The organism is Lysobacter panacisoli (genome assembly GCF_009765165.1).
Taxonomy (GTDB): Bacteria; Pseudomonadota; Gammaproteobacteria; order Xanthomonadales; family Xanthomonadaceae; genus Lysobacter_J; species Lysobacter_J panacisoli.
Map to the genome: position 1 here is coordinate 2,852,461 of NZ_VLNU01000001.1, position 25,619 is coordinate 2,878,079.

General features: G+C 68.9%; 29 protein-coding genes. 12 read left to right on the forward strand and 17 right to left on the reverse strand.

Annotated elements, in window-relative coordinates; all coding sequences use genetic code 11:
* Positions 1-19: 19 nt before the first annotated feature.
* Positions 20-457, reverse strand: a complete 438-nt coding sequence (locus FOF45_RS13215; RefSeq protein WP_158985595.1) for a DUF2147 domain-containing protein — start codon at positions 455-457, stop codon at positions 20-22.
* A gap of 406 nt (positions 458-863) precedes the next feature.
* Here FOF45_RS13215 and apbC point away from each other — a divergent pair, with 406 nt between their 5' ends.
* The 3 genes from apbC to FOF45_RS13230 all read left to right on the forward strand — a co-directional run bounded on the left by apbC (position 864) and on the right by FOF45_RS13230 (position 3,273).
* Positions 864-1,724 (forward strand): iron-sulfur cluster carrier protein ApbC, encoded by an 861-nt coding sequence (gene apbC, locus FOF45_RS13220; RefSeq protein ID WP_158987503.1) that lies wholly within the window; start codon positions 864-866, stop codon positions 1,722-1,724.
* A gap of 68 nt (positions 1,725-1,792) precedes the next feature.
* Positions 1,793-2,362 carry a dCTP deaminase gene (dcd, locus tag FOF45_RS13225; RefSeq protein ID WP_158985597.1) on the forward strand — a complete coding sequence of 190 codons (570 nt, stop codon included), beginning with the start codon at positions 1,793-1,795 and terminating at the stop codon, positions 2,360-2,362.
* Positions 2,363-2,496: 134 nt separating this feature from the next.
* Complete coding sequence (locus FOF45_RS13230) at positions 2,497-3,273, forward strand: M48 family metallopeptidase (protein WP_158985599.1); 777 nt, start codon at positions 2,497-2,499, stop codon at positions 3,271-3,273.
* Positions 3,274-3,336: 63 nt separating this feature from the next.
* Here FOF45_RS13230 and FOF45_RS13235 read toward each other — a convergent pair whose 3' ends face one another.
* The 9 genes from FOF45_RS13235 to FOF45_RS13270 are packed head-to-tail and all read right to left on the reverse strand — an operon-like array spanning position 3,337 to position 9,701.
* A complete protein-coding gene (locus FOF45_RS13235; protein ID WP_158985601.1) occupies positions 3,337-3,630 on the reverse strand; it encodes a hypothetical protein in 294 nt (97 codons plus the stop codon).
* A 26-nt stretch (positions 3,631-3,656) separates the two neighbouring features.
* A complete protein-coding gene (gene pcp, locus FOF45_RS13240; RefSeq protein WP_199244484.1) occupies positions 3,657-4,313 on the reverse strand; it encodes a pyroglutamyl-peptidase I in 657 nt (218 codons plus the stop codon).
* 7 nt (positions 4,314-4,320) lie between these two features.
* Complete coding sequence (locus FOF45_RS13245) at positions 4,321-5,286, reverse strand: DUF979 domain-containing protein (RefSeq protein WP_158985603.1); 966 nt, start codon at positions 5,284-5,286, stop codon at positions 4,321-4,323.
* Positions 5,273-5,983, reverse strand: a complete 711-nt coding sequence (locus tag FOF45_RS13250; protein WP_158985605.1) for a DUF969 domain-containing protein — start codon at positions 5,981-5,983, stop codon at positions 5,273-5,275. The genes FOF45_RS13245 and FOF45_RS13250 overlap by 14 nt, the downstream gene beginning before the upstream one ends.
* Positions 5,980-6,735, reverse strand: a complete 756-nt coding sequence (locus FOF45_RS13255) for a 5-oxoprolinase subunit PxpA (RefSeq protein WP_158985607.1) — start codon at positions 6,733-6,735, stop codon at positions 5,980-5,982. Before FOF45_RS13255 ends, FOF45_RS13250 begins: the two co-directional genes overlap by 4 nt.
* A gap of 20 nt (positions 6,736-6,755) precedes the next feature.
* Positions 6,756-6,920 carry a LiaI-LiaF-like domain-containing protein gene (locus tag FOF45_RS18190; protein ID WP_199244485.1) on the reverse strand — a complete coding sequence of 55 codons (165 nt, stop codon included), beginning with the start codon at positions 6,918-6,920 and terminating at the stop codon, positions 6,756-6,758.
* Positions 6,921-6,946: 26 nt separating this feature from the next.
* Entirely contained in the window at positions 6,947-8,611 is a 1,665-nt protein-coding gene (pxpB, locus tag FOF45_RS13260; protein WP_158985609.1) for a 5-oxoprolinase subunit PxpB, read from the reverse strand.
* On the reverse strand, positions 8,608-9,036 hold the full coding sequence (locus tag FOF45_RS13265; protein WP_158985611.1) for an HIT family protein: 429 nt from the start codon (positions 9,034-9,036) through the stop codon (positions 8,608-8,610). The genes pxpB and FOF45_RS13265 overlap by 4 nt, the downstream gene beginning before the upstream one ends.
* The gene (locus tag FOF45_RS13270) at positions 9,033-9,701 is read right to left on the reverse strand and encodes a dienelactone hydrolase family protein (protein ID WP_158985613.1); all 669 of its coding nucleotides are present in this window, start codon (positions 9,699-9,701) and stop codon (positions 9,033-9,035) included. The genes FOF45_RS13265 and FOF45_RS13270 overlap by 4 nt, the downstream gene beginning before the upstream one ends.
* A 135-nt stretch (positions 9,702-9,836) precedes the next feature.
* On the opposite strand from FOF45_RS13270, the gene rimO reads away from it, so the two are divergent.
* Positions 9,837-11,168 (forward strand): 30S ribosomal protein S12 methylthiotransferase RimO, encoded by a 1,332-nt coding sequence (rimO, locus tag FOF45_RS13275; protein WP_158985615.1) that lies wholly within the window; start codon positions 9,837-9,839, stop codon positions 11,166-11,168.
* Positions 11,169-11,336: 168 nt separating this feature from the next.
* Here rimO and FOF45_RS13280 read toward each other — a convergent pair whose 3' ends face one another.
* The 5 genes from FOF45_RS13280 to FOF45_RS13300 form a co-directional block, all read right to left on the reverse strand.
* A complete protein-coding gene (locus FOF45_RS13280; RefSeq protein WP_158985617.1) occupies positions 11,337-12,569 on the reverse strand; it encodes an MgtC/SapB family protein in 1,233 nt (410 codons plus the stop codon).
* A 50-nt stretch (positions 12,570-12,619) separates the two neighbouring features.
* A complete protein-coding gene (locus FOF45_RS13285; protein WP_158985619.1) occupies positions 12,620-13,090 on the reverse strand; it encodes a GNAT family N-acetyltransferase in 471 nt (156 codons plus the stop codon).
* A complete protein-coding gene (gene greB, locus FOF45_RS13290) occupies positions 13,077-13,589 on the reverse strand; it encodes a transcription elongation factor GreB (RefSeq protein WP_158985621.1) in 513 nt (170 codons plus the stop codon). The genes FOF45_RS13285 and greB overlap by 14 nt, the downstream gene beginning before the upstream one ends.
* Positions 13,590-13,675: 86 nt before the next feature.
* A complete protein-coding gene (locus tag FOF45_RS13295) occupies positions 13,676-14,167 on the reverse strand; it encodes a copper resistance protein NlpE (RefSeq protein ID WP_158985623.1) in 492 nt (163 codons plus the stop codon).
* A 33-nt stretch (positions 14,168-14,200) separates the two neighbouring features.
* Complete coding sequence (locus FOF45_RS13300) at positions 14,201-15,739, reverse strand: helicase HerA-like domain-containing protein (protein WP_158985625.1); 1,539 nt, start codon at positions 15,737-15,739, stop codon at positions 14,201-14,203.
* 228 nt (positions 15,740-15,967) lie between these two features.
* Between FOF45_RS13300 and FOF45_RS13305 the strand changes: the two genes are divergently transcribed.
* The 3 genes from FOF45_RS13305 to FOF45_RS13315 all read left to right on the forward strand — a co-directional run bounded on the left by FOF45_RS13305 (position 15,968) and on the right by FOF45_RS13315 (position 18,917).
* The gene (locus FOF45_RS13305; protein ID WP_158985627.1) at positions 15,968-17,521 is read left to right on the forward strand and encodes a transglycosylase SLT domain-containing protein; all 1,554 of its coding nucleotides are present in this window, start codon (positions 15,968-15,970) and stop codon (positions 17,519-17,521) included.
* A 98-nt stretch (positions 17,522-17,619) separates the two neighbouring features.
* On the forward strand, positions 17,620-18,270 hold the full coding sequence (locus FOF45_RS13310) for a DUF6891 domain-containing protein (protein ID WP_158985629.1): 651 nt from the start codon (positions 17,620-17,622) through the stop codon (positions 18,268-18,270).
* On the forward strand, positions 18,246-18,917 hold the full coding sequence (locus tag FOF45_RS13315; RefSeq protein ID WP_158985631.1) for a lysoplasmalogenase: 672 nt from the start codon (positions 18,246-18,248) through the stop codon (positions 18,915-18,917). Before FOF45_RS13310 ends, FOF45_RS13315 begins: the two co-directional genes overlap by 25 nt.
* A 108-nt stretch (positions 18,918-19,025) precedes the next feature.
* Here the strand turns inward: FOF45_RS13315 and asd are convergent, their stop codons facing one another.
* Together asd and FOF45_RS13325 are read right to left on the reverse strand one after the other, a co-directional pair.
* On the reverse strand, positions 19,026-19,868 hold the full coding sequence (gene asd, locus FOF45_RS13320; RefSeq protein ID WP_158985633.1) for an archaetidylserine decarboxylase: 843 nt from the start codon (positions 19,866-19,868) through the stop codon (positions 19,026-19,028).
* Positions 19,869-19,940: 72 nt separating this feature from the next.
* Positions 19,941-20,594 carry an SCO family protein gene (locus FOF45_RS13325; protein ID WP_158985635.1) on the reverse strand — a complete coding sequence of 218 codons (654 nt, stop codon included), beginning with the start codon at positions 20,592-20,594 and terminating at the stop codon, positions 19,941-19,943.
* Positions 20,595-20,680: 86 nt separating this feature from the next.
* Between FOF45_RS13325 and prmB the strand changes: the two genes are divergently transcribed.
* The 5 genes from prmB (at position 20,681) to FOF45_RS13350 (ending at position 25,536) form a co-directional block, all read left to right on the forward strand.
* Positions 20,681-21,622 carry a 50S ribosomal protein L3 N(5)-glutamine methyltransferase gene (prmB, locus tag FOF45_RS13330; protein WP_158985637.1) on the forward strand — a complete coding sequence of 314 codons (942 nt, stop codon included), beginning with the start codon at positions 20,681-20,683 and terminating at the stop codon, positions 21,620-21,622.
* A 249-nt stretch (positions 21,623-21,871) separates the two neighbouring features.
* A complete protein-coding gene (gene aroC / locus FOF45_RS13335) occupies positions 21,872-22,975 on the forward strand; it encodes a chorismate synthase (protein WP_158985639.1) in 1,104 nt (367 codons plus the stop codon).
* Positions 22,968-23,999 carry a 2-hydroxyacid dehydrogenase gene (locus FOF45_RS13340; protein ID WP_158985641.1) on the forward strand — a complete coding sequence of 344 codons (1,032 nt, stop codon included), beginning with the start codon at positions 22,968-22,970 and terminating at the stop codon, positions 23,997-23,999. Before aroC ends, FOF45_RS13340 begins: the two co-directional genes overlap by 8 nt.
* 69 nt (positions 24,000-24,068) lie before the next feature.
* Positions 24,069-24,428: an NIPSNAP family protein gene (locus FOF45_RS13345; protein ID WP_158985643.1), complete on the forward strand. Its 360-nt coding sequence runs from the start codon at positions 24,069-24,071 to the stop codon at positions 24,426-24,428.
* Between the two features lie 82 nt (positions 24,429-24,510).
* Positions 24,511-25,536 carry an aspartate-semialdehyde dehydrogenase gene (locus FOF45_RS13350; protein ID WP_158985645.1) on the forward strand — a complete coding sequence of 342 codons (1,026 nt, stop codon included), beginning with the start codon at positions 24,511-24,513 and terminating at the stop codon, positions 25,534-25,536.
* The last annotated feature ends 83 nt before the right edge of the window (positions 25,537-25,619 follow it).

Genomic DNA, 25,619 nt, shown 5'->3' on the forward strand with positions numbered 1-25,619 from the left:
CCGCGGGTTGCGCGAAGGATCAGCGGCGATTCCAGGTCTGGCTGCGACCCAGCAGCGAGAAGCCCATGAAGCCGCGCACTTCCAGCTTCTTGCCGTCGGTCGACGGGGTCACCTTCACCGAGTAGATCTTGCCGCTGGCCGGATCGAGGATCTGGCCGCCCTCCCACACGTCTCCCTTCTGCTTGATGCCCCACAGGATCACCATGCCCTTCACCGGCTTGTCCTTGCGATCGCCGGAGCACTTGTCGCAGACCGGGTTCGGGCCGCGGTCGGACTGCAGGATCTCGGTGACGCGGCCGGCGAGGCTGCCGTCCTTGGCCTGGTAGATCTCGACCACGGACTTCGGCTTCTGGGTCTTGTCGTCGACGGTGGTCCAGGCGCCGACGGGCGTGTTGTTCTGCGCGAAGGCGCTCAGCGGCAGGGTCAGCAACAGCAGGGCAAGCAACTTGGTACGCATGTGTCCCCTCCCAGGGATTCGGTAGCGGCCGCGCTGAGCGCGCGGTTGGGGCAGTTATACCGCATCCGTCGGCGTACGGACTTCGCGCGGCGGCACGTTCCCGACCGGCCTTCGCGATGATCTCCGTCAGGCAGGAGCACGGCCGGAACCCGTAAAATCACGGGCGGAATCATCCCCCAGCCAGGCCGTCCCCGTGAGTGAATCCCTGCAAGCCCGCATTGCCGCGTTGTCCCTGCCCGACGTGGGCCTGACCCTGGCCGAGGCCGGCGTCCGCATCCGCGCCGTCGCCAACGACGGCCGGGCGGTGGTCGAACTGACCCCGGGCTTCCCCTGCGCGACACTGCGGCCGTGGCTGGAAGCGGAAGTCGCCCGCGCGGTGCAGGCCGAAGGGCTGGCGCTGGCGCGGCTGGAACTGCATCCGCGCATCGTCTCGCACGCGGTCCAGCCGACCCTGTCGCCGCTGACGAACGTACGCAACCTGATCGCCGTGGCCTCGGGCAAGGGCGGTGTCGGCAAATCGACCACCGCGGTGAACCTCGCGCTGGCGCTGGCCGCCGAGGGCGCGCGCGTGGGCGTGCTCGACGCCGACATCTACGGCCCCAGCGTGCCGACCATGCTCGGCCTGAGCGGTCGTCCCGACAGCCCCGACGGCAAGACCATCGAGCCGATGCACGCGCATGGTGTCGAGGCGATGTCGATCGGCCTGCTGATCGAGCAGGACACGCCGATGATCTGGCGCGGTCCGATGGCGACCTCGGCACTCACGCAGCTGCTCGGCGAGACCCGCTGGGGCGCCGAAGCGGGACTGGACTACCTCGTCGTCGACCTGCCGCCGGGCACCGGCGACATCCAGCTGACCCTCGCGCAGAAGATCCCCGTGGCCGGCGCCGTCATCGTCACCACGCCTCAGGACGTGGCGACGCTGGACGCGAAGAAGGCGCTGAAGATGTTCGAGAAGGTCAACGTGCCGGTGCTGGGCCTGGTCGAGAACATGGCCGTCCATGTCTGTTCCAACTGCGGCCACACCGAACACGTGTTCGGCGAGGGCGGCGGCCAGCGCATGGCCGCGCAGTACGGCGTCCCGCTGCTGGGCAGCCTGCCGCTGGAAATCGGCATCCGCGAACAGGGCGACGCCGGCGTCCCCATCGTCGCCGCCCAGCCGGACGGCGCCGCCGCCGCGGCCTATCGCCTCACCGCGCGCCGCCTGGCGATCGAGCTGGCGCGCCGCCCGCGCGTGGCCACGCCGCTGTCGGCCTCGCTGGTGTGACGCCTCTGGCCGCGGCCTGCCGCGGCTGACACAATCGCCCTTCCTTGCCCCCGAGTCGCCCGCACCGCATGAGCATCAAGTCCGATCGTTGGATCCGTCGCATGGCCGAACAGCACGGCATGATCGAGCCGTTCGAGCCGGGCCAGGTCAAGACCGGCGCCGACGGCCACCGCATCGTCAGCTACGGCACCTCCAGCTACGGCTACGACGTGCGCTGCTCGCGCGAGTTCAAGATCTTCACCAACATCAACTCGACCATCGTCGATCCCAAGCATTTCGACAGCGGCAGCTTCGTCGACGTCGAGGGCGATTACTGCGTGATCCCGCCGAACTCCTTCGCGCTGGCGCGCACGGTCGAGTACTTCCGCATCCCGCGCGACACCCTGGTGGTGTGCCTGGGCAAGAGCACGTACGCGCGCTGCGGCATCATCGTCAACGTGACGCCGCTGGAACCGGAGTGGGAAGGCCACGTCACGCTGGAGTTCAGCAACACCACGCCGCTGCCGGCGCGCATCTACGCCAACGAAGGCGTGGCGCAGATGCTGTTCTTCCAGTCCGACGAAGTCTGCGATACCTCGTACAAGGACCGCGGCGGCAAGTACCAGGGACAGGTCGGCGTCACGCTGCCGCGCACCTGATCGCGACAGTCCGTATCCGCACGCGCTTGATCGCGCGTGCGTCGATCGCGGCACCGGAATTGTCTGATGGGAACCGATGCGTCATGGCCGCCACAATCGGCCGGACGCAATCGCGCATACGAAGGAGCGGAACCATGAACACCATAGCGAAGCCGCGCATCGTCGCACTGGCCTGCACGCTGTGCCTGATCGGCACGGCGCACGCCGGCAAGCTCAGCGACCTGCTGAACAACCAGAACCTGCAGAAGGCGGGTGTCCAGGCGGTGCAGGGCCTCACCATCTCCGACGCGCAGGTCGCGCAGCTGGGCGCGGAGTCGGTCGCGAAGATGGACCAGGAAAATCCCGTCGCGCCGGCCAGCAGTCCCTACGCCAAACGCCTGGCCAAGCTGACGCAGGGCATGCAGAACGAAGACGGGATGGCGCTGAACTTCAAGGTCTACCTCGTCAAGGACATCAACGCCTTCGCCGCGCCCGACGGTTCGGTCCGCGTGTTCGCCGGCTTGATGGACGCGATGGGCGACGCTGAGCTGATGTCGGTGATCGGTCACGAGATCGGTCACGTCAAGCACGGCCACAGCAAGGAACACTACCGCGCCGCCTACCTCGCCAGCGCCGCGCGCACCGGCGCCAGCGCGATGGGCGGGACGGTGGGTTCGCTGGCCGCTTCCGACATCGGCGCCATCGGCGAAGCGGCGCTCAACGCGAAGTTCAGCCGCGCCAACGAGACGCAGGCGGACGAGTACGGCGTCGACTTCCTGCGCCGGCACAAACTCGACCCGCAGGGTTCGGTGCGTGCGATGCAGGTGCTGTCCGCGAAGGGCGGTTCGGGCAAGACCGGCTTCTTCGACGATCACCCGTCCTCGCCGGAACGCGTCAAGCACCTGCAGCAGTACATCGCGAAGAAGAAGTAAGCCCGTCTGTCACGGGCTTCGACGCAAGGGCCGCCGGGAGGCGGCCTTTGCATTGGTGCGGCATCAGCGCCGCACGTAGGTGACGAAGAATCCCTGCAGGTCGCCGTTCTCGGTGTAACCGACCACGCTCACGACATCGAAACCGTTGGCGTTGAACGCGCGGTGGGACTGGTTGAGTTCGGTCGCCGAGCCGCTCTTGCGCGCGCCCAGGTCGACGTCGACATAGAGGCTGACGGTGCGCTGGCCGCTGCCCGCGGCTTCGGCTGCTTTCTTGTCGTAGAACGACTGCGAGGCCGCGATCGCGAGCGCGGGCATGAGCAGCGCCGCGGCCAGCGCGGTGGCGAAGATCTTGCGCATGAGGTGTTCCCCTGTGTGGTGCGTGTCTAGTGCGTGGTGCCCGCTGCGAGGCGGACGTCGTGATCGACCGTGAGCGCCACAGCGACGGCCAGGCGCAATGCCTGGGTCACCACCGTTGGCGGCAGGCTGGGAGCGCCCGGATGCCGCGCGGCCTGGGCGGGAGCATACGGAATGTGGACGAATCCGCCGCGGACCTGCGGCACATTCCGCAGCGCGTGCATCAATCCGTAGAAGACGTGGTTGCAGACGAAGGTGCCGGCGGTCTGCGAGATCTCCACCGGGAATCCCGCCTCGCGCAGAGCTGCCAGCATTGCCTTGATCGGCAGGTCGCTGAAGTACGCGGCCGGGCCGTCGCCGCAGACCGGTTCGTCGATCGGTTGCGCGCCGGCGTTGTCGGCGATGCGTGCGTCGTCCACGTTGATGGCGACGCGTTCCAGCGAGATCTGCGCGCGCCCGCCGGCCTGGCCGACGCAGATGACCAGCGCCGGTTCGAGTTCGTCCAGCGCCTGCCGTAGCGCCGACAGCGACGCGCCGAACTCGACCGGCAAGCGACGAGCGACCACGCGATGGCCTTCGATGGTGTCGCCATCGAGCGCGCGCACGGCGTCCCAGCTCGGGTTCTCGTCCTCGCCGCCGAACGGCGCGAAGCCGGTGAGCAGGACGGTGGGAATGCGCTTGCTCATGGGCCGATCATCGGAAGGCCAGCCAGTACATCAGCAGCAGGTTCACCACGAGCAGCGGAATCGCGGTCGGCAATTGCGCGCGGATCACCGCGTTGGGATCGTCCAGTTCCAGCAGCGCGGCAGGAACGAGGTTGAAGTTGGCCGCCATCGGCGTCATCAGCGTGCCGCAGTAGCCGGTCAGCATGCCGAGGGAGCCGAGGATCGCCGGTGCCGCACCGTGCTGCTGGATCAGCAACGGCAGGCCGATGCCCGCCGTCATCACCGGGAATGCGGCGAACGCGTTGCCCATGATCACGGTGAACAGCACCATGCCCAATCCGTAGGCCAGCACGCACGCGACGCGACTGTCGGATGGGATCACCGCCGACACCAGCGACGCGACCGCTTCGCCTACGCCGCTGGCCGCGAACACGCCGCCCAGTGTCGCCAGCACCAGCGGCAGCAGCGCAGCCCAGCCCATCGTGTCGAGCAGGCGACGTCCTTCGCCGAGCGCTGCGACGGGACGTTCGCGCGTGACCAGCACGGCGACGATCGTCGCCAGCACGCAGGCCAATGCGAGGCCGATGAGCGTGATGCTGCCGGCACCGAACAGCTTTGTCCCGCCGATTGCGAGCGTCGGCCCGAACAGCACGATCAGCACCGTCACCGCCGGAATCAGCAGCGCCGGCCAGAACAGGCGATGGCCGAGTCGCTGCGCGGAGGCGAGGCGTTGCGCTTCGGGCGCTTCGGCGATGTGCTCGCGGCGCATGCGCGTGGCCAGCAGCGCCAGCGCGATCACCGCGGCTCCCGCCAGCTGCGAGGGCAGGGCGTTGCCGAGCTTGGAGGCATCGAGGATGGGTTTCCCGCTCGCGAACAGCACCGCCAGCAGGCCCCAGAACGCCGCGTGCGCGAAGCGGCGTTCGCGGAGGTTGCGGCCGCCCGCGTACAGCAGGAACAGCGCGAGCAGCAGGTAGAAGTGCTCAATCGACAGCATCGCGCGCCTCCGCCGTCGTCGCCTTCTCTGCCATTCGACGGTCGAGCGCGCGCTGGAAGAACACGATGCGCACCGCATGGATCACGAACGCCGCGATCGCGGTCGGGATCGCCCACAGCGCGATCTGCAGCGGTTCCAGCACGATGCCGTGCTCGGCGTAGAAACCCTGGATCAGCAACACGGCGCCGAACGCCAGGAACACGTCCTCGCCGAAGAAGCGGCCGACATTGTCCGTAGCGGCGGCGAGCGCATGGACCTTCTGCGTGTCCTCGCGCGTGACCGGGCCATTCGGTTTGGACGCGGCGGATTCCGCCATCGGCGCGAGCAGCGGTCGCACCGTCTGCGCATGCCCGGCGATGTCGATCAGGCCGAGCATGCTCAATCCCTGTCGCGCTGCGAGATACCCGGTGAGCAGGCGCGCGAGGGTGAGGCCGCGCCACCGCGCGATCCAGCGCAGCGCGTGCTCGCGCAGGCCGGCGCGTTCGAGCAGACCGATCGTGGGCAGCGTCATCGCGAACATCAGCAGTGCGCGGTTGGAGACGAAGCTCTCGCCGAGCAGCGCCAGCAGTTCGCCGATCGACTTGCCCGCGGCGAGTCCGCTGACCAGTCCCGCACTCACCACCACGATCACCGGATTGGCGCGCAGCACGAAGCCGACCACGACCCACGCAACGCCGAGCAGCGGCCAGTAGTTCATGCCGTCGCCCCGAACGACACCACCGCGATCCCGTCCGCCTCAAGTGCCCCGCGCACCGCGCGCGCGAACGCGACCGCATCCGAGCGGTCGCCATGCAGGCACAGCGTGTCGGCGCGCAGCGGCACGATGCGACCGTTGCTGGCGACGACCTCGCCGCGTCCGGCCAGTCGTCGCACCTGCGCGATGGAGGCATCCAGCGAATCGATCACCGCGCCCGGCGTGCCGCGTGGCAGCAGCCGTCCGCGCGCGTCGTAGCCGCGTTCGGCGAAGACTTCGTGGGCGACACGCAGGCCACGCGCGGCGCCGGCCTCGGTCAGCGCCGAACCGGACAGTCCGAACAGCACCAGTGACGGATCGAATTCCGCGACCGTGGCGGCGATGGCATCGGCCACCGCGCGGTCGTCGGCGGCGACGTTGTAGAGCGCGCCGTGCGGCTTGACGTGCGCCAGGCGCACGCCTTCCTCGTCCGCGATCGTGGTCAGGCGCCGGATCTGCTCGCCCACCATGCGCGCGATTTCGGCCGCGGGCACGTCGAGCGCGCGCCGGCCGAAGTGCTCACGGTCCTCGTACGACGGATGGGCTCCCGCGGCGACGCCGTGCGCTCGACACAGGCGCAGCGTCGCGCGCATCGTCGCCTCGTCGCCGGCGTGGCCGCCGCAGGCGATGCTGGCCGAGCTCACCAGCGGCAGGATCGCCGCGTCGTCTCCACAGCCTTCGCCGAGATCGCAGTTGAAGTCGATGCGCGGGTTCACGTCGCAGGCAGGGCGCGGCGTCAACCGCGCTTGAACAGCATGCCCAGGCCGACCACGATCAGGATCGCGGGCCACCAGGTCATGAGCAGGCGACCCAGGCTCATGTCGGTGAAGCCGAGGTTGTTGAGCAGGAACAGGGTGCCGATCACGACCAGCACCAGCGCGCCGACGATATGGGATTTCATGGAAGTCCGCTTTGAAGGTTGAGGGTTCAGACCGCGGCGAGGCGCGCGTCGATCATCACGCCGATTCTGGCGAGCCGCGCACGCGCAGCGCAAGCCAGCCGATGGGCGGTCGCCGGATCGCAGGGCGCGAAGTGCAGCGTCTGTCCCGGAATGCACTGCGCCAAGCGCGGCAGGTCGGCGGCGATGACGTGGCCGAGGCGGGGGTAGCCGCCCACGGTCTGCGCATCGGCCATCAGCACGATCGGGCAGCCGTCGGCCGGCAACTGGATCGTGCCCGGTGCGACCGGCTCGGACACGCCGTCGGCCGGCGGGGCGGGGAGGGGATCGCCCTGCAGGCGCAGGCCTTGGCGGTTGCTGTTCGGATTCACCTGCCATACGCGCCGCGCCAGCGCGGAAGCCGCCGGATGCGCGGACGGGCAGTAGCGGATCGGTGCTTCGACCGGTTCATCGTGTGCGGGATCGATCCACCAGACAGGCGCGTTCAGGCGCGGAACGCCGGTCATCGCGCCTTCGCCGAGCGCGAGCACGTCGCCCGCCGCCAGCGGCCGTCCTTCGCCGCCGCCGAAGCCGCCGCGCAGGTCGGTGCTGCGGCTGCCCAGCACGGGGTCGACGTCGATGCCGCCGTCGATCGCCAGCCATGCGCGCGCGCCGTCGTGCAGTGCGCCGAGTTCGAGGGTGCCCGCCGGAAGTTCGACCGGCCGGCCCATCGGTACCGGTTCGCCGTCGAAACGCGCCGACACCCGCGCGCCGAGCAGGGCGATGCGCACCGGCGCGTCGAACTGCAACGTTGGTCCGCGCAAGGTCAGCTCAAGCACGGCCGCATCGTCCGGATTGCCGACCAGCCGGTTCGCCAGCGTCGCCGCGCCGGTGTCGAGCGCGCCCGCGAGCGCGACGCCGACATGGCGCCAGCCACGGCGTCCCGCGTCCTGGACCGTGGTCAGCAGGCCCGGCCTGAGCACGCGCAGCGTGCGTGCGTCGCGATGTCGCGAATGCGATGTCACGGGTACGTCTGCGGCAGTGCCTTCGCTCTCGACGAAGCGTACGCGGTCGCCCGGTTGCAGCAGCGTCGGCGGTTGCCGGTGCGGATCGAACAGCGCCAGCGGCGTGCGTCCAAGCAGACGCCAACCGCCGGGACTTTCGCGCGGGTAGATGCCGGTCTGTGCGCCGCCGATGGCCACGCTGCCGGCGGCGACGCGCGCGCGCGGCGTCGCCAGTCGCGGCAGCGCGAGGGCGGGATCCAGCCCCGACAGGTAAGGGAAGCCCGGCGCGAATCCGATCATCGCCACGGTGTAATCGCCCGCGCCGTGGCGTTCGACCAGCTGTTGCGGCGACAGGCCGAGTTCGGCGGCGGCGGATTCCAGGTCAGGACCGTCATCGCCGCCGTAACGCACTGGAATCTCGACGATTCGCGCGGACGTCGCGGGTGGGTTGCCGGCGTCGACGTCCTGCGTCATCGCGAATGCGAGCAGTGCCTCGTGCACGTGTGCCGGGTCCGTCGCGGCATCGACGAACACGCCAAGGCTCGCGAACGCCGGAACGAGGTCGCGCAGCCACGGCGGATGGGCCCTACGCAGGCGCGCCGCCATCGCGTGCACGCGTGCGTTGAGCGCGGGGTCCAGCCGCTCGCCGAAGCGCAGCAGCCAGGCGTCGTCGGCCAGGCGTTCGACGTCGCAGACCGCGGGAACGGTCACTTCGGCAGCGCGTCCTGCAACTGGCGGATGCGCGCGACCAGTGCCTCGGGCGAGTACGGCTGCGCGGTCGCGGTGCCCCATACCGGGCGCGGCCACGCGATGTCGTCGGGGAATCGCGCGATCACGTGCACGTGCAGTTGCGACACCACGTTGCCCAGCGCCGCGACGTTGAGCTTGTGCGGCTCGAACGCCGCACGCAGCGCATGGCACGCGGCGTTGATCTCGTGCAGCAGCGTCGCCTGCTGCGCCTCGTCCAGATCGATCAGTTCGATCGCCTCGGCAACGCGCGGCACCAGGATCAGCCACGGATGGTTGGCATCGTCCATGAGGCGCAGTTCGCTGAGCGCGAAGTGCGCGACCGGATGCGTGTCCTGTGCGAGCTGCGGATGCAGCTGCCAGGGTTCGTGGGCTCCGCCACGGTTCATCGCAGGTTCTCCTCGAGGAAGTCGAGCGTGCGTTGCCACGCCAGTGCGGCCGTGGAGGGATCGAAGACGTGGTTGTCCACGTCGCGGTTGAATGCGTGGCCGACGCCCGGATAGACGTGCACCGTCGCGCTTGGCTGCTTGAGGCGATGCTGTTCGATCGCCTCGGGCGGGATGCTCGTGTCCTTGTCGCCGAAGTGGAACATCATCGACGTGCGCAGCGGTTCGTCGAGGAAGGGCAGCGTGCGGGCGCCGTAATACGACACGGCCGGCAGCCCGAGGCGCGCGTTGGCGAGGAAGGCCACGCTGCCGCCCCAGCAGAAACCGACCGCGCCGACGCGCAGGCCTTCCTGCTGCAGTTCCTCGGCCGCGACGCGCACGACGTCCACCGCGCGATCGAAGCCCAGTTCGTTGCGCAGGGCGACGCCGCGCTGGGTGCCGGCCTCGTCGTAGTCGAGCTCGACGCCCGGTGCGACCGGGTCGTACAGGGACGGTGCCATCGCCGTGAATCCGGCCGCGGCGAGGCGTTCGGTGACGGCGCGGATGTGCGCATTTGCGCCGAAGATCTCCTGCAGCACGACCACCGCGCGATGCGACGGGACGCCCGGATCCGCGCGCCAGGCGCGGACGGGGCCGTGTGGGGTGTCCAGATCGATCCAGCGGGACATGGGTCTGTTCAGTTTGAATGGGGGGACAGGGCAGGCCGATTCTAGCTCCGGGGCTATAATCCGCAGCCTTCCCGTTCGCCGCCCGCCGTCCTTCCGGATGGCCGGCACGCCTGTTTCTCTGTCAGCGGTACGTCCATGTCCCTCGCCAATCCCAAAGTCGGTTTCGTCAGCCTCGGTTGCCCCAAGGCGCTCGTCGATTCCGAACGCATCCTCACCCAGCTGCGCGTGGAGGGCTACGACATCGTCCAGACGTACGACGACGCCGACGTGGTGGTGGTCAACACCTGCGGTTTCATCGACTCGGCGGTGACCGAATCGCTGGACGCCATCGGCGAAGCGATGGCCGAGAACGGCAAGGTCATCGTCACGGGCTGCCTCGGCAAGAAGCCTGAGCAGATCCGCGAAGCGCATCCGGACGTGCTCTCCATCAGCGGTCCGCAGGACTACGGCAGCGTGATGAGCGCCGTGCACGCGGTCCTGCCGCCGAAGCACGATCCGTTCCTCGATCTGGTGCCGGACACGGGCATCAAGCTCACGCCGAAGCACTACGCGTACCTCAAGATTTCCGAAGGCTGCAACCACCGCTGCAGCTTCTGCATCATCCCGTCGATGCGCGGCGACCTCGTCAGCCGCCCCGTCGATCAGGTGCTGCGCGAAGCCGAGAAGCTCGCGATGGGCGGGGTCAAGGAACTGCTGGTCATCTCGCAGGACACCAGCGCCTACGGCGTGGACGTGAAGTACGCCGAACGCGAATGGCGCGGAAAGTCGTACCAGACGCGCATGAAGGCGCTGTGCGAAGGCCTGGGCGAACTCGGCATCTGGACGCGCCTGCACTACGTGTATCCGTATCCGCACGTGGACGAGATCATCCCGCTGATGGCGGACGGCAAACTGCTGCCGTACCTGGACATCCCGTTCCAGCACGCCAGCCCGCGCATCCTCAAGCTGATGAAGCGCCCCGGTGCGGTCGACAAGACGCTCGAACGCATCCAGCGCTGGCGTTCGATCGCGCCGGACATGGCGATCCGTTCGACCTTCATCGTCGGTTTCCCCGGCGAGACCGAAGCGGAGTTCGAGGAGCTGCTCGATTTCCTCGACGAAGCGCAGCTCGACCGCGTCGGCGCGTTCGCCTATTCGCCGGTCGAGGGCGCCACTGCCAACGCGCTGCCCGACGCGGTGCCGGAAGAAGTGAAGCAGGAGCGCCTGGCGCGCTTCATGGAACGGCAGGCGGAGATTTCCGCCGCGCGCCTGGAGGCGAAGGTCGGCACGACCCAGCGCTGCCTCGTGGACACGCTCGACGGCGAACTCGCGATCGCGCGTTCGATGTACGACGCGCCGGAGATCGACGGCCTGGTGCAGATCCAAAACGGCTTCATGGCCGGCCTCAAGCCGGGCGAGTTCGTCGACGTCGAGATCCTCGGCAGCGACGAGCACGACCTGTTCGGCGAGGTTGCGTTCGACGATTGAGGCGACAGCGGTGTCGATGGTCGCCAGCTTCTGCCCGTCGTTCCCGCGAAGGCGGGAATCCAACTGTGCGTGCTTCACGCTCTCCGGAGGACGGAATCGGATCAGCGGATTGGATCCCCGCCTTCGCGGGGATGACAGCAGGAATCCGACGGGGATGACGGCACGCCCTCAGCGCGTAACCACCCACGTAACCGCGGCGCATGCCAACGCCATCCCGACCAGTCCGCCGGCGACGAGGAATCCGTAGCGCCGGTGGCCGCTGGCGAAGGCCAGCACCGACTTGGCTGCCGCGCTCGACGAGAGCAGCCCGGCGATGCCCCATTGCGCATGCTCCAGGCTGAGGCCGCCACCGGCCGACAGCTGGGCGATGCTCGCCGCTGCGGCATGCAGTTCGGCCAGTGCGACCAGCATCGCCGTGACCAGCGCGCCGGCATCGCCGAACACGCTGCGCAGCCACGCCGACAACACGAGTACCGCGGCGATGATCGCCGCCAGCAACAACGCGTGGCTGAGCTTGAACGCGCGGGCCTGCGGCTCGCGTGGCAGTTCCGGTGTTTCGCCTTCCTTGTGCAGCCCGATCGCCGCGATGGCGAGCAGCATGCCGACGGCCGCGGCCAACGGCCACGCGCTGGCGCGCAGTAGTGCCGGCGATGCGGCGGCGAGGATACCGACGAGCAACAGCAGCGAGGCGAGGTTGGACAGCAGCGCGGCCGATGCGGCGGTGTTCGCGAGCCGCGCGTCGTCGCGCGTGCGCTGGCCGAAGCCGGCGACGGCCGCGGTGGATGATGCGAATCCCGAGAAGAATCCCGCGACCGGCAATCCCCATCGCGCACCCACCGCACGCAACGCGATGTGGCCGAGCATGCCGACCGCCATCACCAGCACCACCAGCTTCCACAGCCGCGACGGCACCAGCACGCCCCACGGATCGACCGGCTCGCCTGGCAGCATCGGCAGAACCACCAGCGCGGACGCGGCCAGCAACAGACCGTCCTGAACCTCGCGCTCGCTGACGATGTCGCGTGCGAATCGCTGCAACGGCTGCTTGGCGAACAGCAGCACCGCCGCGATCACGCCCAGTCCGGCGGCAAGCGCCGCGTCCTGTTGCGCGAGCGCGGCCAGCATCGTGGTGACCAGCAACGCCATCTCGCCGGTGAGGCCCGGGTCGGAGTCGCGCGTGCGCATGTGCGATGCGACCGCGAGCGCACCCACGGCCAGCACCACCGCCACCAGCGCCGCACCGCCGAAATCCGCCGCCACGCCCGCGGCGAGGGCGACCATCGCGTGCGTGCGCACGCCGGCCACGGTCGCGCCGCCGCCGACATGGTGGCGTTCGCGCACGACGCCGATCAGCAGGCCGATGGCCAGTGCGGTGAACAGGTTCTGCGGCTGGATGTCCATGCGGCTCCCGAAACGATGCGTGCAACGCTACCGCAGCCGGCGAGCGCGCGTCATGCCTGGGGACGCCACACCATCGGCGTGGACGGGATGCCGCGCTCGCGATCTTCCTCGCCGACGGCCTGGAAGCCGAGTCGCCGATACACCTCCAGCGCATGGCGCGAGGCGTTGACCGTCACCGGTGCGGCGGGATCGGCATGCGCGCGTACCGCTTCCCAGAGCCAGCGGGCGATACCGGAACGTTGCGCGTCCTCGCGCACGAACAGGTGATACAGGTGCGAAGGCAGGCGCAATGCGGCGACGCCGACGATCTCACCGTCGCGTTCGGCGACGAGGTAGCGATGACCGTCGCGCAGGCGTTCGGCGGTAGGCGCTTCGGCCATCGAATCGAGCAGTTCCGCCGCACCTTCCGTGGTGCAGTCGCCGGCGATCCAGCGCTGCGTGAGACCGACGACCAGCGCGCTGATCGCGGTGGCATCGGCCGGCACCGCGTCGCGCACGATGATGCCGTCAGCCGCCGTCATCGCCGTAGGCGACATCGACGATCACGAAGCGCGCCGCACCGCCGGGCAACACCGCCTCGAACTCGTCGTCCAGCCGCTTCTTCAGCATCGCGCGCGCCAGCGGCGAATCGATGCTGATCCAGCCGGATTTCGCGTCGGTCTCGTCGGGGCCGACGATGCGGTAGCGCTGGCTCTCGCCGCTGGTGGTCTGTTCGATCTCGACCCAGGCGCCGAAGAACACGGCGTCCGGGTCGCTCGGCATGGTATCGACCACGCGCAGCGAGGGCAGGCGCTTGCTGAGGTAGCGCACGCGCCGGTCGATCTCGCCGAGCTGCTTCTTGCGATACGTGTATTCGGCGTTCTCGGAGCGGTCGCCTTCTGCCGCGGCGGCGGCGAGCGCCTTCACCACTTCCGGCCGCTTCACGCGCCACAACTCATCCAGCTCGGTCTTGAGCCGGTCGTGGCCGCCGCGCGTGATCAGCGCGGTGCTGCTTTCCGAGGGTGGTCGCCAGCGACCCATGCGTTGCTCCGGTGATGCGTGCCGCACATGGTGGCGCATCCGGCGCGAAGCGCAATCGTCGCGATGCGCTTCACGCGGCGTGCGCGTTACTGCGCCGTGCGCTTGAGGTTGTAGGGCAGGTTGCTTTCGATCGCCTTGCCCTGCTGGTCGAGCTGGCGGATCTCGTCCTTCGACAGGATCGCGAACAGGCGGTCGTTGTCGCTCTTGCTGTTCGGATCCAGACGCAGGCGCGTGTCGCTCTCCTCGACGGTCCACGTCCCGTCGCCCTTGTTCGGCGGTGCGGGACGGTCCTGGTAGGTCTCGGTCAGCGTGTAGGTGCCGTCGGCGGCGAGCACGATGCGCGTGTCGATGCCGGGGCAGTCGGCGCAGGGCAGGGTGCCGGCGAACGTGCCGGCGAAGGCTTTCGCATCGAACGGCGCGGCGGCAGTGGCGGCATCCGCGGCCGGCGCTGGCGTAGCCGGTGCGGCTTCCGTTGCCGGCGTGGCGGACGTTGCAGGTTCGGCCGGCGTCTGCGGCTTGCAGGCGACGAGGGCCAGCGAGGTCAGTCCGGCGAATGCGAGATAACGGGCAGCTTTCATGTGAAGGTGCTCCTTGCGTCGGGGGATGGGGAACTAACGACGGCTTCCGCCGAAAATGCTGCCCAGCAGGCCACGCACGATCTGCTGGCCGATGCGGCTGCCGACGGTGCGCGCGGTCTGCTTGGCCATCGTCTCGACCATGCCCTGGCGGCGCTTCGTGCCGAACACGGCGTCTTTCACGGACTGGCCGAAGCCGCTGTCTTCGGTGTCGTCCTGTTCGCGCGTGCGCGCCGGCGGTGCCTTGGCCTGTTGCGCGGCGGATTCGGCGCGCGTGGTGAGCATCTCCGCCGCCGAGTCGCGATCGATGCGTTCGTCGTACTTGTGCCCGACAGGGCTGCCCGCGCGTACCTGCGCGCGCTCGGCATCGGTGATCGCGCCCATCCGGCAACGCGGCGGTGCGACCAGCGTGCGCTCCACCGGCATCGGAATGCCCTTGTCCTGCAGCGTCGAGACCAGCGCTTCGCCCGTGCCGAGTTGCGAGATCGCCTTGGCGACGTCGAGCGCGGGGTTGGGCACGAAGGTCTCGGCCGCGGTCTTCACCGCCTTCTGGTCGCGCGGGGTGAATGCACGCAGCGCATGCTGCACGCGGTTGCCGAGCTGGCCGAGGATGTCGTCGGGCACGTCGTCGGGGAACTGCGAGCAGAAATACACGCCCACGCCCTTGGATCGGATCAGGCGCACCACCTGTTCCACGCGCTGCTGCAGCGCCGGCGGCGCGTCGTCGAACAGCAGGTGCGCTTCGTCGAACACGAAGACGAGCTTGGGTTTGTCGAGGTCGCCGACTTCCGGAAGTGTTTCGAACAGTTCCGACAGCAGCCACAGCAGGAAGCTCGAATACAGACGCGGCTTCAGGATCAGCTGCTCGGAGGCGAGAATGTTGACCACGCCGCGACCATCGGGTGTGGTGCGCATCAGGTCGGCCAGTTCCAGCGCTGGTTCGCCGAAGAACATCTCGCCGCCTTCCTGCTCCAGCCGCAGCAGCGAACGCTGGATCGCGCCGATCGACTGCGCGCTGACCAGGCCGTAACGCGTGGAGATGTCCTTGCGTTCATCGGCGACCAGGCCGAGCAGAGCACGCAGGTCTTCGAGGTCGAGCAGCAGCAGGCCGCGGTCGTCGGCCAGCTTGAACACGATGTCGAGCACGCCGGACTGGGTGTCGTTGAGTTCGAGCACACGCGCCAGCAGGGTCGGGCCCATCTCGCTCACGGTGGTGCGCACCGGGTGCCCCATCTTGCCGAACAGGTCCCAGAACACCGTCGGGTTGGCTTCGTTGGCATAGCCCTCGATGCCGATCTCCGCCACGCGCGCCTGCAGTTTCTCGTTGCCGGTGCCAGCGACCGCCAGGCCGGCGACATCGCCCTTCACATCCGCCAGGAACACCGGCACGCCAAGCCGCGAGAAGCCTTCGGCCAGCGTCATCAGCGTCACCGTCTTGCCCGTACCGGTGGCCCCGGCGACCAGCCCGTGGCGATTGCCGAACTTCGGCTGCAGGTACACGTGGCCCTGCGAGTCGGGCAGGGACGTCGGCGTGGTGACGGCCTTGCCGATGAGGATGGGGAGCGTGGAGTCCATGTCCGGTTCCGGGGGAAGGTGCAGGGATTGTGGACGAGCGCGGCGGCGCGGCGGAAGCGTGCCCTTCACATGCGCGCCAGCCGGGACTTTTTCCCATGTTCTGCCCGCGAGGCGCGCTGGCGGCGTGACGGCGAGCCCGTTCATGCATCCGGATGTCGACAAGGCTTGCCGCGGCTCGAAGCGCGCGGCTAACCTGCCGGCTGCCCCCGCTGTCGCCCGTTGCCGTCCATGCCTGTATTTGCCCGTCCTTCCGTCGCGCTGCTCGCGCTCGGCCTGGTTGTCTCCGTTCCCAACGCCCACGCCCTTTCCAAGCGCGACCAGGCCGCGGTCGATGTCCTCAACCAGCGCATGCAGGCGGCGGAGACACGCTATCGCCAGGGCCTGGTACAGATCGGCAACGCCGATCCGGCCGGACGGACCGAGGTGGACGCCGCGCTGGAGGACATGGAAGACGTGATGGCCGCCTGCGTGAAGCAGAAGGGCTGCTCGCCCACGACCATGCTCACCGCCTACAAGCGCCTGCTCAAGCAGAACGCCGACGTCGCCGCCGGCGACGAAGTGCCCGAGGACAACGACGACGAAGGCGCCGGCAGCATCACCGCCGACGTGCCCGAGGCCGCGCGCGCCGCCGCGCTGCTCAGCGCCGACGGCCAGCAGTTCGTGAAGATGGTCCAGTACAACCCGGCCGTGCAGGCCGGCATCCGTCGCTGGCTGACCGACATGCGGCCGGCACTGATGGACACCTTCGAGAACTACCAGTACCTGCGCCAGAACATGTGGCCGCAGTTCCAGCGCGCCGGACTTCCGGAGGCACTGCTGTTCGGCGTGATGGCGAAGGAATCCAACGGCCGCGTGCATTCGACCTCGCGTGCGGGCGCAGCCGGCCCGATGCAGTTCATGTACTCGACCGGCCGCCGTTTCGGTCTCGGCGAGGACGGCACGGGCTTCGACACGCGCTACGACGCGCGCGCTTCCTCGCAGGCGGCGGCGTCGTACTTCAACGAGCGCCTGGGCCAGCTCAACCGCAGCATCGAACTGTCGCTGGCCGCGTACAACGGCGGCGAGGGTCGCGCGCAGCGCGTCTACAACAGCTCCGGCGGCCGCAATTTCTGGGACGAGTCGGTCTACAACCAGTTCCCGGCCGAAACCCGCGACTACGTGCCGATGGTGATCGCCGCGGCATGGCTGTTCCTGCATCCGAAGGAATACGGCCTGACCCCGCCCAAGGTCGATGCGCGCCCGGCGCCGTTGCGCCTGAGCAAGGGCAGCTCGATCTACGAGCTCACCATCTGCCTGGGCAACGGCGGCACGCGCGATGGATTCATGCGCGCACTGCGCAATCTCAACCCGCGCTACGAAGCCGATCGCTGGCTGCCGGCCGGCACTACGCTCAGCGCAACCAGCAAGATCGTCGCGCTGTACAACCGCCATTGCATCAGCGGCCAGCGCGCCGACCTGGCGCACACGCTCGTCACCAGCGATGCGAGTTCCGCCATCGTCCGCACCGGCCCGGTGACGCCGCTGCCGGACGACGACGCGGTGTACGAGGCCGAAACCGCCGGCACCGGCGCGGCCGGCGCGACCGCCGCCAGTGCCGCGCCCAAGCCGCGCAAGCCGGCGCGTCCGGGCTCGTACACGGTCAAGCGGGGCGAAACCCTTACCGCGATCGCGCAGAAGTTCCAGTGCGATACCGGCGACCTCGCCAAGGCCAACAAGCTCAAGGCCCCGCGCTACGCGATCCGCCCCGGCCAGAAGCTCAAGCTGGACGGCTGCGAGGGCTGAGGCCCGCACGGGCGAATGCCCGCCAGGCCCGGACGGTTGAGCCCGGGCCCCGGACGGAGGAAGCTACGCCGGTCGAAGGGGACGACAGGGGGATGGGCATGGCCTGGAACTGGATCGCCGGACTGTTCCGGCGCCGCGACGCTGCCGCGCAGCCGGACGACGCCGCGAAGCAGCAGGAACTCCTCGAGGAACTGCGCAGCTACATCGTCCGCGACCTGCGCGGCGGTTACCTCGAGGTCGACACCATCGTCGACAACGCGCTGGAAGTGATCGACGCACAACCGCACGGCGCCGACGAACTGCGCGCCCACGCGCAGCAACTCTTGCAGTCGGAAATCGCGGCCTACCGTCTCGACGCGGCCGGCTGGCCCGACGTGACCGACCACGACCGCCTCGAACAGGCGTTCTCCACGCTGGAGACGCAGGGCGTGGTGTGCCGGCAGAACTTCACCTGCTGCGGCACCTGTGGCGTGGCGGAGATCGGCGACGAGATGCATGCGACGCGCGAGCGCGGCGGCCCCGTCAACGGTTACGCGTTCTTCCACATGCAGGACACCGAGAGCGCCATCGACGGCTACGGCCTGTTCCTGAACTACGGCGCGGTCGAGGAAGGCGAGGCGGCGGCGGTGTCGGTTGCACGCAGCATCGTCGATACGATCTCCTCGGTCGGCCTGCCGGTGGAATGGGATGGCGACTGGGGCAAGCGCATCTTCGTGAGGCTGCAATGGCAACGACGACTGGCACTGTGACACGCACGGGTTCCTTCACATGGGCGGTGGCGATCGCCGCCGGCCTCGCCATCGCCGGTGCGTACCTGCCGGCGATGCCGTGGCTGCACTGGCTGTTCAAGCCGCTGACGACACTGCTGATCGCGTGGAGCGTGTGGCGGATGGCGTCCGCCGTGCCGCGCTATCGCACGTGGTTGCTGGTCGGGCTGGTGCTGTCGACGTTCGGCGACGTGTTCCTGATGTTGCCGGTCGATGCGTTCGTGCCGGGCCTGGCGAGTTTCCTGCTCGCGCACCTGGCGTACCTGCTGGCGTTGCGCCAGCGCGGGCGGTGGTTCGCGTCGTTGTGGCCGTTCGCGCTGTACGCGCTCGTCGCGGGCATCGTGCTGTCGCAGCTGTGGCCTGGGTTGCCGGATGCGCTGCGCGTGCCGGTGGTCGTCTACGTGGTCGTACTCGCCGCGATGGCGGCGCAGGCGCTGGCGGTGTGGTGGCGACAGCGCGATGCCGCCAGTGCGAGCGCGGCCATCGGTGGCGCGTGCTTCGTGCTGTCCGATGCGTTGCTGGCGTGGGACCGCTTCGTCGTGCCGTTCGCGGCGGCGTCGGCTGCGGTGCTGGCGAGCTATTGGCTCGCGCAGTGGGGACTCGCGCGCTCGCTTCCGCCGCGCGATTGAGTAGCCCGGGTAAGCGAAGCGCACCCGGGTTTGCATATCACCTCGCGTGACATCCCCGGGTGCGCTTCGCTTACCCGGGCTACAGAGCCTGCAAGGCGATCCGTCGATTCAGCGACGCGTGGCGAGCTTCTCGCCCAGCCGCACTGGCGATTCCGCGCCCAGCGACGGATTCATGGCCGCCACGCCCGGCGGCAGCAGCACGATCACGGTCGAGCCGTAGTTGAAGCGCGCCATCTCGGCGAAACGCTCCAGGGTGATGCCCTTGCCGCGATAGTCCTTGCGGTTGATGCGGTCGCCGTATCGCGGGATCTCCACGCCGCTCCACACCGTTTCCACGCCCGACACCAGCAGCGCGCCGACCATCACCATCGCCATCGGGCCGAAGTCGGTGTCGAAGTGGCACACCAGCCGCTCGTTGCGCGCGAACAGGCGCGGCACGTTGGCCACCGCCGCGGTGCCGACGCTGAAGAGGCGGCCGGGCACGTGCACGGTCTCGCGCAGCGTGCCGGTCCACGGCATGTGCACGCGGTGGTAGTCCTTCGGCGACAGGTAGACCGTGGCGAACAGGCCGCTGTTGAACGGCTCCGCGGCGGCTTCGTCGCCGAGCAGTTCGCTCGCGGTGAACGACTGGCCCTTGGCCTGGAAGATGCGGCCGTTCTCGATCGGCCCGCACTGGCTGACGTGACCGTCGGCCGGCATCAGCAACGCGCGCGGATCGGCATCGGGCACGCGTGCGCCCGGCTTGAGCGCGCGGGTGAAGAACGCATTGAACGTGGGGTAGGCTCGCGGATCGGGTTCGGCGGCCTCGCCGAGGTTCACGCCGAAGCGGCGCGTGACGGTGTCGATCAGCCACTGCTTCAGGCCGGGCGATTCCGAATACGCGAGCGAACGGGCCATCGACGACAGCAGGCGGTGCGGCAGGACGTAGGTGAGGGCAGTGACCAGGCTCATGGATTCGACGTGTGTGCGGAGGCTGCCGGCGCGCGTGGCCGGCGTGCGGGATGCGTGTGGCGTGCCGCGAGGTTAGGGCGCGGCCGGCGACGCCTGCGTCAAGGCGGTCATGTCAGCGGCGATGGCCAGCGGCTCGAACGGCGGCTGCACGATGCCGGCCATGCGCCCCTGCGGATCGAGCACGGCCATCGAGGCGCTGTGGTCCATCGAGTACTGGTCGGCCGGGATGCCCTCCGGCGCCGGCACCTTGGCGAACACCATGCTCAGCGACTTGGCGAAGTTCTCCAGCGCGGGCACGTCGGCGGTCGCGGCCAGTGTGTCGCGGTGGAAGGCGTGCGCGTACGAGCCGATCAGGTCGGGCGTGTCGCGCTCGGGATCGACCGAAACGAACAGCAGGCGCGGGCGCACGGATTCCGGCAGCGCGGCCCACTGCTTCTGGGCCTTGGCCATTTCCGCCAGCGTGGTCGGGCACACGTCCGGGCAATGGGTGAAGCCGAGGAAGACCAGGGTCCAGTGGCCCTTCAGTTCGCCCGGGACCAGCGCGGTGCCGTCGGACTGGCGCAGGTTGAAGGTCGGCAGTTCGCGCGCCGGCGAGAACAGGCGCACGGCCCGCGTCTGCGGCAGCGATGGCCCGGCAGGCGGCGCGAAGAAGTGCTGCGCGGCCCACAGGCCGAGGGCGGCGGCCAGCGCGGCGATCAGGATGTAGACCGTGGTGCGGTTGAACATGGCGTGGACGGGGCGATGAGGATGCGCCGGGCATGATACCGGGCGCGGCCCCTTATAATCGCCGACCCCCTCCGCAAGGCCCCGCCATGACCGGCATCGCGACCCCCGAGACCGTGCAGTTCCAGCAGGTCTCGATCATCGACCTGATCCGCTACGGCGGCAGCCGCTTCAACGAGGCCGGCCTGACCTTCGGCCACAGCTACGACAACGCACTGGACGAAGCGACGCAGCTGGTCCTGCACGCGCTGCACCTGCCGCACGACCTGAGCCCCGTGTATGGCGCCTCGCGCGTCACCGCGGACGAGCAGGCGCGCGTGCTGGCGCTGTTCGAGCGCCGCGTGCGCGAGCGCGTCCCGGCCGCCTACCTGACCGGCGAGGCCTGGTTCGCGGGCCTGAGCTTCAAGAGCGATGCGCGCGCGCTGGTGCCGCGTTCGCCGATCGCCGAGCTGATCACGACCGGCTTCGAGCCGTGGCTGGGCGGTCGCGAAGTCGAACGCGTGCTCGACCTGTGCACCGGTTCGGGCTGCATCGCCATTGCCACTGCGCACTACCACCCGCACTGGGAGGTCGACGGCGTCGACATCAACGACGACGCATTGTCGCTGGCGAAGGAAAACAAGGAACGCCTGCACGCGGGCAACGTCACCCTGCGCAAGTCGGACCTGTTCGAGGGGCTGAAGGGCCAGGTCTACGACCTGATCGTCACCAATCCGCCGTACGTCACCGACGACGAGACCGATGCGCTGCCGAAGGAATACTCCTTCGAACCCGAACTCGGCCTGCGCGCGGGCCACGACGGCCTCGACCTCGCGCTGAAAATCCTGCGCGACGCGCCGGACCACCTGAGCGAGCAGGGCCTGCTGATCTGCGAAGTCGGCGAAGCGGAAAACGCGCTGGTCGAACTGCTGCCGGAGCTGCCGATGGCGTGGGTGGAATTCAAGGTCGGCCAGATGGGCATCTTCGTGGTCGAACGCGCGGACCTGGTCGAGCATCACGCGAAGATCAAGGCGCTCGCGGACGCACGCTGAGGCATCCTCTGCTGTTCCCTTCTCCCCTTGTGGGAGAAGGTGCCCAAAGGGCGGAAGAGGGGTACGCGCAGCGTGCACGGCTTACCCCTCTCCCTGGCCGCCTGCGTCGGCCTGTCCCTCTCAGCTCTGCACTCCCTGCGGTCGCCGCAAGGGGAGAGGGAGGCAAGCAAGGCACTTGCTTCTCACAACGGTCGCAGCAGCAACCAAATCCGATTGCTACAGTTGGGCCTGACCTGAGCGGATCCTCCCGTGTCCAGCAACAGTTTCGGCAAGCTCCTCACCGTCACCACCTTCGGCGAAAGCCACGGGCCCGCGATCGGCTGCGTGGTCGACGGTTGCCCGCCCGGCATCGCCATCGCGCCGGAGGATTTCCGCCACGACCTCGAGCGTCGCGCCACCGGACGCACGCGCCACACGTCGCAGCGCCATGAGGCCGACGAGGTCGAGATCCTCAGCGGTGTGTACGAAGGCGTCACCACGGGCACGCCGATCGCGCTGCTGATCCGCAACACCGACCAGCGCAGCAAGGACTACGCGAAGATCGCAGAGCAGTTCCGGCCCGGCCACGCGGACTACACCTACTGGCAGAAGTACGGCATTCGCGATCCGCGCGGTGGCGGGCGTTCGTCCGCGCGCGAGACCACCATGCGCGTGGCCGCGGGCGTGATCGCGAAGAAGTGGCTGGCCGACCGCCACGGCGTGCACGTGCAGGGCTGGCTGTCGCAGATCGGCGAGATCGTGCCGCACGGCTTCGATCTGTCCGCGGTCGAGAACAACCCGTTCTTCTGGCCCGACACGCGCCAGGTGACGGAGCTGGAGCTGTACATGGACGCGCTGCGCAAGTCCGGCGATTCGGTCGGCGCGCGCGTGGACGTGATCGCGACGAACGTGCCGCCCGGCTGGGGCGAACCGATCTACGGCAAGCTCGACGGCGAACTGGCCAGCGCGTTGATGAGCATCAACGCGGTCAAGGGCGTGGAGATCGGCGACGGTTTCGGCGTGGTCGCGCAGAAGGGCAGCGAACATCGCGACCAGATCACGCCGCAGGGCTTCGCCAGCAACCACGCCGGCGGCATCCTCGGTGGCATCAGCACGGGCCAGCCGGTGCGCTGCTCGGTGGCGTTCAAGCCGACGTCGAGCCTGCGCCTGCCGATCGACAGTCTCGACATCCACGGCGATGTCGCCGAAGTCGTCACTACCGGTCGCCACGATCCGTGCGTCGGCATCCGCGCGACCCCCATCTGCGAGGCGATGGTCGCACTGGTGCTGATGGACCAGGCGCTGCGCCACCGCGCGCAGTGCGGCGACGTCGGTGAGGTCACACCGCGTGTTCCCGCACAGCGCGATGGCTGATACACGGCTACGCGTCTGGGTCTCGCAACCGCTGTTCGGCGACATCGTTGGACGGCTGCGCGAGCACTTCGACGTGGTCGAGACCGCGCGCGTGGGCAAGCATTCGCCACAGGACATCGCGCACGCGCTCGCGGGCTGCGACGGCGCACTGGTCACGCTCAACGATCCCATCGGCGCCGCCGAGGTCGCGAACGCGCCGCGCCTGCGCGCCATCGCGAATGTCGGCGTCGGCTACAACAACCTCGATGTGTCGGCGCTGACGGCGGCGGGCGTCGTCGTCACCAACACTCCCGACGTGCTGACCGAAACCACGGCCGACTTCGGCTTCGCGCTGATGATGGCCGCCGCGCGCCGCATCACCGAGGCCGAACGCTGGTTGCGCGACGGCCAGTGGCGGCAGTGGAGTTTCGAGACGCTGCTCGGCAGCGACCTCCACGGCGCGACGCTGGGCATCCTCGGCATGGGCCGGATCGGGCAGGGCATCGCGCGTCGCGCGTCGGGTTTCCGCATGCGCGTGCGCTACCACAACCGCTCGCGCCTGCCCGCCGACGTCGAACGCGATTGCCGCGCTGAGTACGTCGACCTCGACACGCTGCTGTCCAGCGCCGACCATCTCGTGCTGGTTCTGCCGTATTCGCCGGCCGTGCATCACCTCATCGATGCCACTGCGCTGGCGAAGATGAAGCCCACCGCGACGCTGACCAACATCGCGCGTGGCGGCATCGTCGATGAGGACGCGCTGGCCGAAGCGCTCGCCAGCGGTCGCCTCGCCGCGGCCGGACTGGACGTGTACGAGGGCGAGCCCGCGGTGAACCCGCGCCTGCTCGCCTTGCGCAATGTCGTGCTGACGCCGCACATCGCGAGCGGCAGCCTCGCCACGCGGCGCGCGATGGTCACGTTGGCTGTCGACAACCTGATCGCTGCGCTCGGCCACGGCCCGGACGCGGGACGTCCGCCCACGCCGGTGAACGCCGACGCACTGGCGGCGCGGGATGCGAAAACGGGACTCAAACGCGGCGCCTGACTCGCTCCGCCACCGTTCGATCCGCCGGATAATTGCCGGCACCCGCTACGCCAATCCACGCCGTCCGCCATGCAGCGACTCGTCCAGATCCGCTCCTACCAGCTCAGGCCGCACGCGCGCGCCGCGTTCCATCGCGCGTTCGTCGAGCAGGCCGTGCCGATGCTGCGCGAATGGGGCCACGACGTGGTGGCCTTCGGGCCGTCGCCGCACCAGGCCGAGGGTTATTTCCTGATCCGCGCCTACGACGACCTGGCCGACCTGGAATCCCGCCAGGACGCCTTCTACGCCTCGCCGCAATGGCGGCAAGGTCCGCGCGAAACCGTGCTGGCGATGATCGAGCAGTACCTGGATGCGGTACTGTGGCTGTCTCCGGACGCCATCGAGGACCTGCGACGCCGCAACGGCGGCAGCGCGGGCCCGTCCGGCTGAGCGCGGACACGCATGCAACACCCTCCGGAATGGGTCCGGCGGTTCCACACGCGGTACTTCCAACCACGACAAGAAGGAAACAATGAACGCCAAGAACTCCTGCAACGTAGCCATCGTCGGTGCGACCGGCGCCGTCGGCGAAGCGATGCTGCGCATCCTCGTCGAGCGGAAATTCCCCATTGGCAACTTGCACCTGCTGGCGAGCGCCCGCTCGGCCGGCGAGAAAATCGAGTTCGGCGCGAAAAAAATCGTGGTGGAGGACCTGGCGACGTTCGACCCGTCCAAGGTCGACATCGCGCTGTTCTCGGCCGGCGGCAGCGTGTCCAAGGAATACGCGCCGAAGTTCGCCGCGGCGGGCGCGGTGGTGATCGACAACTCCTCGGCGTTCCGTTACGACGACGACGTGCCGCTGGTCGTGTCGGAAGTGAACCCCGAACAGGTGAAGAACCGTCCGCGCGGGATCATCGCCAACCCGAACTGCTCGACCATGCAGATGCTGGTCGCGCTGGCGCCGATCCACCGCAAGGCCGGCATCGAGCGCATCAACGTGGCGACCTACCAGTCGGTCTCCGGCGGCGGCCGTTCGGCGCTGGAGGAACTCGGCCGGCAGACCGCTGCGCTGATGAACTTCCAGGACGCGGATCCGCAGCGCTTCCCGGTGCAGATCGCGTTCAACCTGATCCCGCACATCGACGACTTCCAGGACAACGGCTACACCAAGGAAGAGATGAAGCTGGTGTGGGAGACGCGCAAGATCCTCGGCGACGACAGCATCCAGGTGAACCCCACCGCGGTGCGCGTGCCGGTGTTCTACGGGCACTCCGAGGCGGTGAACGTCGAGACGCGCGAGAAGATCAGCGCGGCGCAGGTGCGCGAGATGCTGCTGTCCGCACCGGGCGTGGAAGTGGTGGACGAGCCGAAGGCGGGCGGTTACCCGACTCCGGTGACCCACGCGTCCGGCAACGACCCGGTGTACGTCGGCCGCATCCGCGACGACTACTCGCATCCGCGGGCGGTCAACCTGTGGATCGTGTCCGACAACATCCGCAAGGGCGCGGCGCTGAACGCGGTCCAGGTGGCCGAGCTGGTCCTGGCCGAACGCGGCTGAGGCGGGCGTAGCCCCCAATCCGTCGCCGATGTCGCAATCGGCGGCGGTTTCAATTGCTACCGGACCCGCCGACGGCTAGAGTC

What these genes read in the sequence shown, in the direction of transcription:
- prmB (WP_158985637.1), top strand. Translation starts at nt 20,681, where the DNA reads ATGACCGGCATCGCGACCCCCGAGACCGTGCAGTTCCAGCAGGTCTCG.
- FOF45_RS13280 (WP_158985617.1), bottom strand. Translation starts at nt 12,569, where the DNA reads ATGGACATCCAGCCGCAGAACCTGTTCACCGCACTGGCCATCGGCCTG.
- FOF45_RS18190 (WP_199244485.1), bottom strand. Translation starts at nt 6,920, where the DNA reads ATGAAATCCCATATCGTCGGCGCGCTGGTGCTGGTCGTGATCGGCACC.
- FOF45_RS13230 (WP_158985599.1), top strand. Translation starts at nt 2,497, where the DNA reads ATGAACACCATAGCGAAGCCGCGCATCGTCGCACTGGCCTGCACGCTG.
- asd (WP_158985633.1), bottom strand. Translation starts at nt 19,868, where the DNA reads ATGAGCCTGGTCACTGCCCTCACCTACGTCCTGCCGCACCGCCTGCTG.
- FOF45_RS13295 (WP_158985623.1), bottom strand. Translation starts at nt 14,167, where the DNA reads ATGAAAGCTGCCCGTTATCTCGCATTCGCCGGACTGACCTCGCTGGCC.
- rimO (WP_158985615.1), top strand. Translation starts at nt 9,837, where the DNA reads ATGTCCCTCGCCAATCCCAAAGTCGGTTTCGTCAGCCTCGGTTGCCCC.
- FOF45_RS13315 (WP_158985631.1), top strand. Translation starts at nt 18,246, where the DNA reads ATGGCAACGACGACTGGCACTGTGACACGCACGGGTTCCTTCACATGG.
- FOF45_RS13300 (WP_158985625.1), bottom strand. Translation starts at nt 15,739, where the DNA reads ATGGACTCCACGCTCCCCATCCTCATCGGCAAGGCCGTCACCACGCCG.
- FOF45_RS13345 (WP_158985643.1), top strand. Translation starts at nt 24,069, where the DNA reads ATGCAGCGACTCGTCCAGATCCGCTCCTACCAGCTCAGGCCGCACGCG.
- greB (WP_158985621.1), bottom strand. Translation starts at nt 13,589, where the DNA reads ATGGGTCGCTGGCGACCACCCTCGGAAAGCAGCACCGCGCTGATCACG.
- FOF45_RS13270 (WP_158985613.1), bottom strand. Translation starts at nt 9,701, where the DNA reads ATGTCCCGCTGGATCGATCTGGACACCCCACACGGCCCCGTCCGCGCC.
- FOF45_RS13340 (WP_158985641.1), top strand. Translation starts at nt 22,968, where the DNA reads ATGGCTGATACACGGCTACGCGTCTGGGTCTCGCAACCGCTGTTCGGC.
- FOF45_RS13285 (WP_158985619.1), bottom strand. Translation starts at nt 13,090, where the DNA reads ATGACGGCGGCTGACGGCATCATCGTGCGCGACGCGGTGCCGGCCGAT.
- FOF45_RS13265 (WP_158985611.1), bottom strand. Translation starts at nt 9,036, where the DNA reads ATGAACCGTGGCGGAGCCCACGAACCCTGGCAGCTGCATCCGCAGCTC.
- FOF45_RS13305 (WP_158985627.1), top strand. Translation starts at nt 15,968, where the DNA reads ATGCCTGTATTTGCCCGTCCTTCCGTCGCGCTGCTCGCGCTCGGCCTG.
- FOF45_RS13310 (WP_158985629.1), top strand. Translation starts at nt 17,620, where the DNA reads ATGGCCTGGAACTGGATCGCCGGACTGTTCCGGCGCCGCGACGCTGCC.
- FOF45_RS13215 (WP_158985595.1), bottom strand. Translation starts at nt 457, where the DNA reads ATGCGTACCAAGTTGCTTGCCCTGCTGTTGCTGACCCTGCCGCTGAGC.
- pcp (WP_199244484.1), bottom strand. Translation starts at nt 4,313, where the DNA reads ATGAGCAAGCGCATTCCCACCGTCCTGCTCACCGGCTTCGCGCCGTTC.
- FOF45_RS13350 (WP_158985645.1), top strand. Translation starts at nt 24,511, where the DNA reads ATGAACGCCAAGAACTCCTGCAACGTAGCCATCGTCGGTGCGACCGGC.
- dcd (WP_158985597.1), top strand. Translation starts at nt 1,793, where the DNA reads ATGAGCATCAAGTCCGATCGTTGGATCCGTCGCATGGCCGAACAGCAC.
- FOF45_RS13325 (WP_158985635.1), bottom strand. Translation starts at nt 20,594, where the DNA reads ATGTTCAACCGCACCACGGTCTACATCCTGATCGCCGCGCTGGCCGCC.
- FOF45_RS13245 (WP_158985603.1), bottom strand. Translation starts at nt 5,286, where the DNA reads ATGCTGTCGATTGAGCACTTCTACCTGCTGCTCGCGCTGTTCCTGCTG.
- FOF45_RS13250 (WP_158985605.1), bottom strand. Translation starts at nt 5,983, where the DNA reads ATGAACTACTGGCCGCTGCTCGGCGTTGCGTGGGTCGTGGTCGGCTTC.
- FOF45_RS13235 (WP_158985601.1), bottom strand. Translation starts at nt 3,630, where the DNA reads ATGCGCAAGATCTTCGCCACCGCGCTGGCCGCGGCGCTGCTCATGCCC.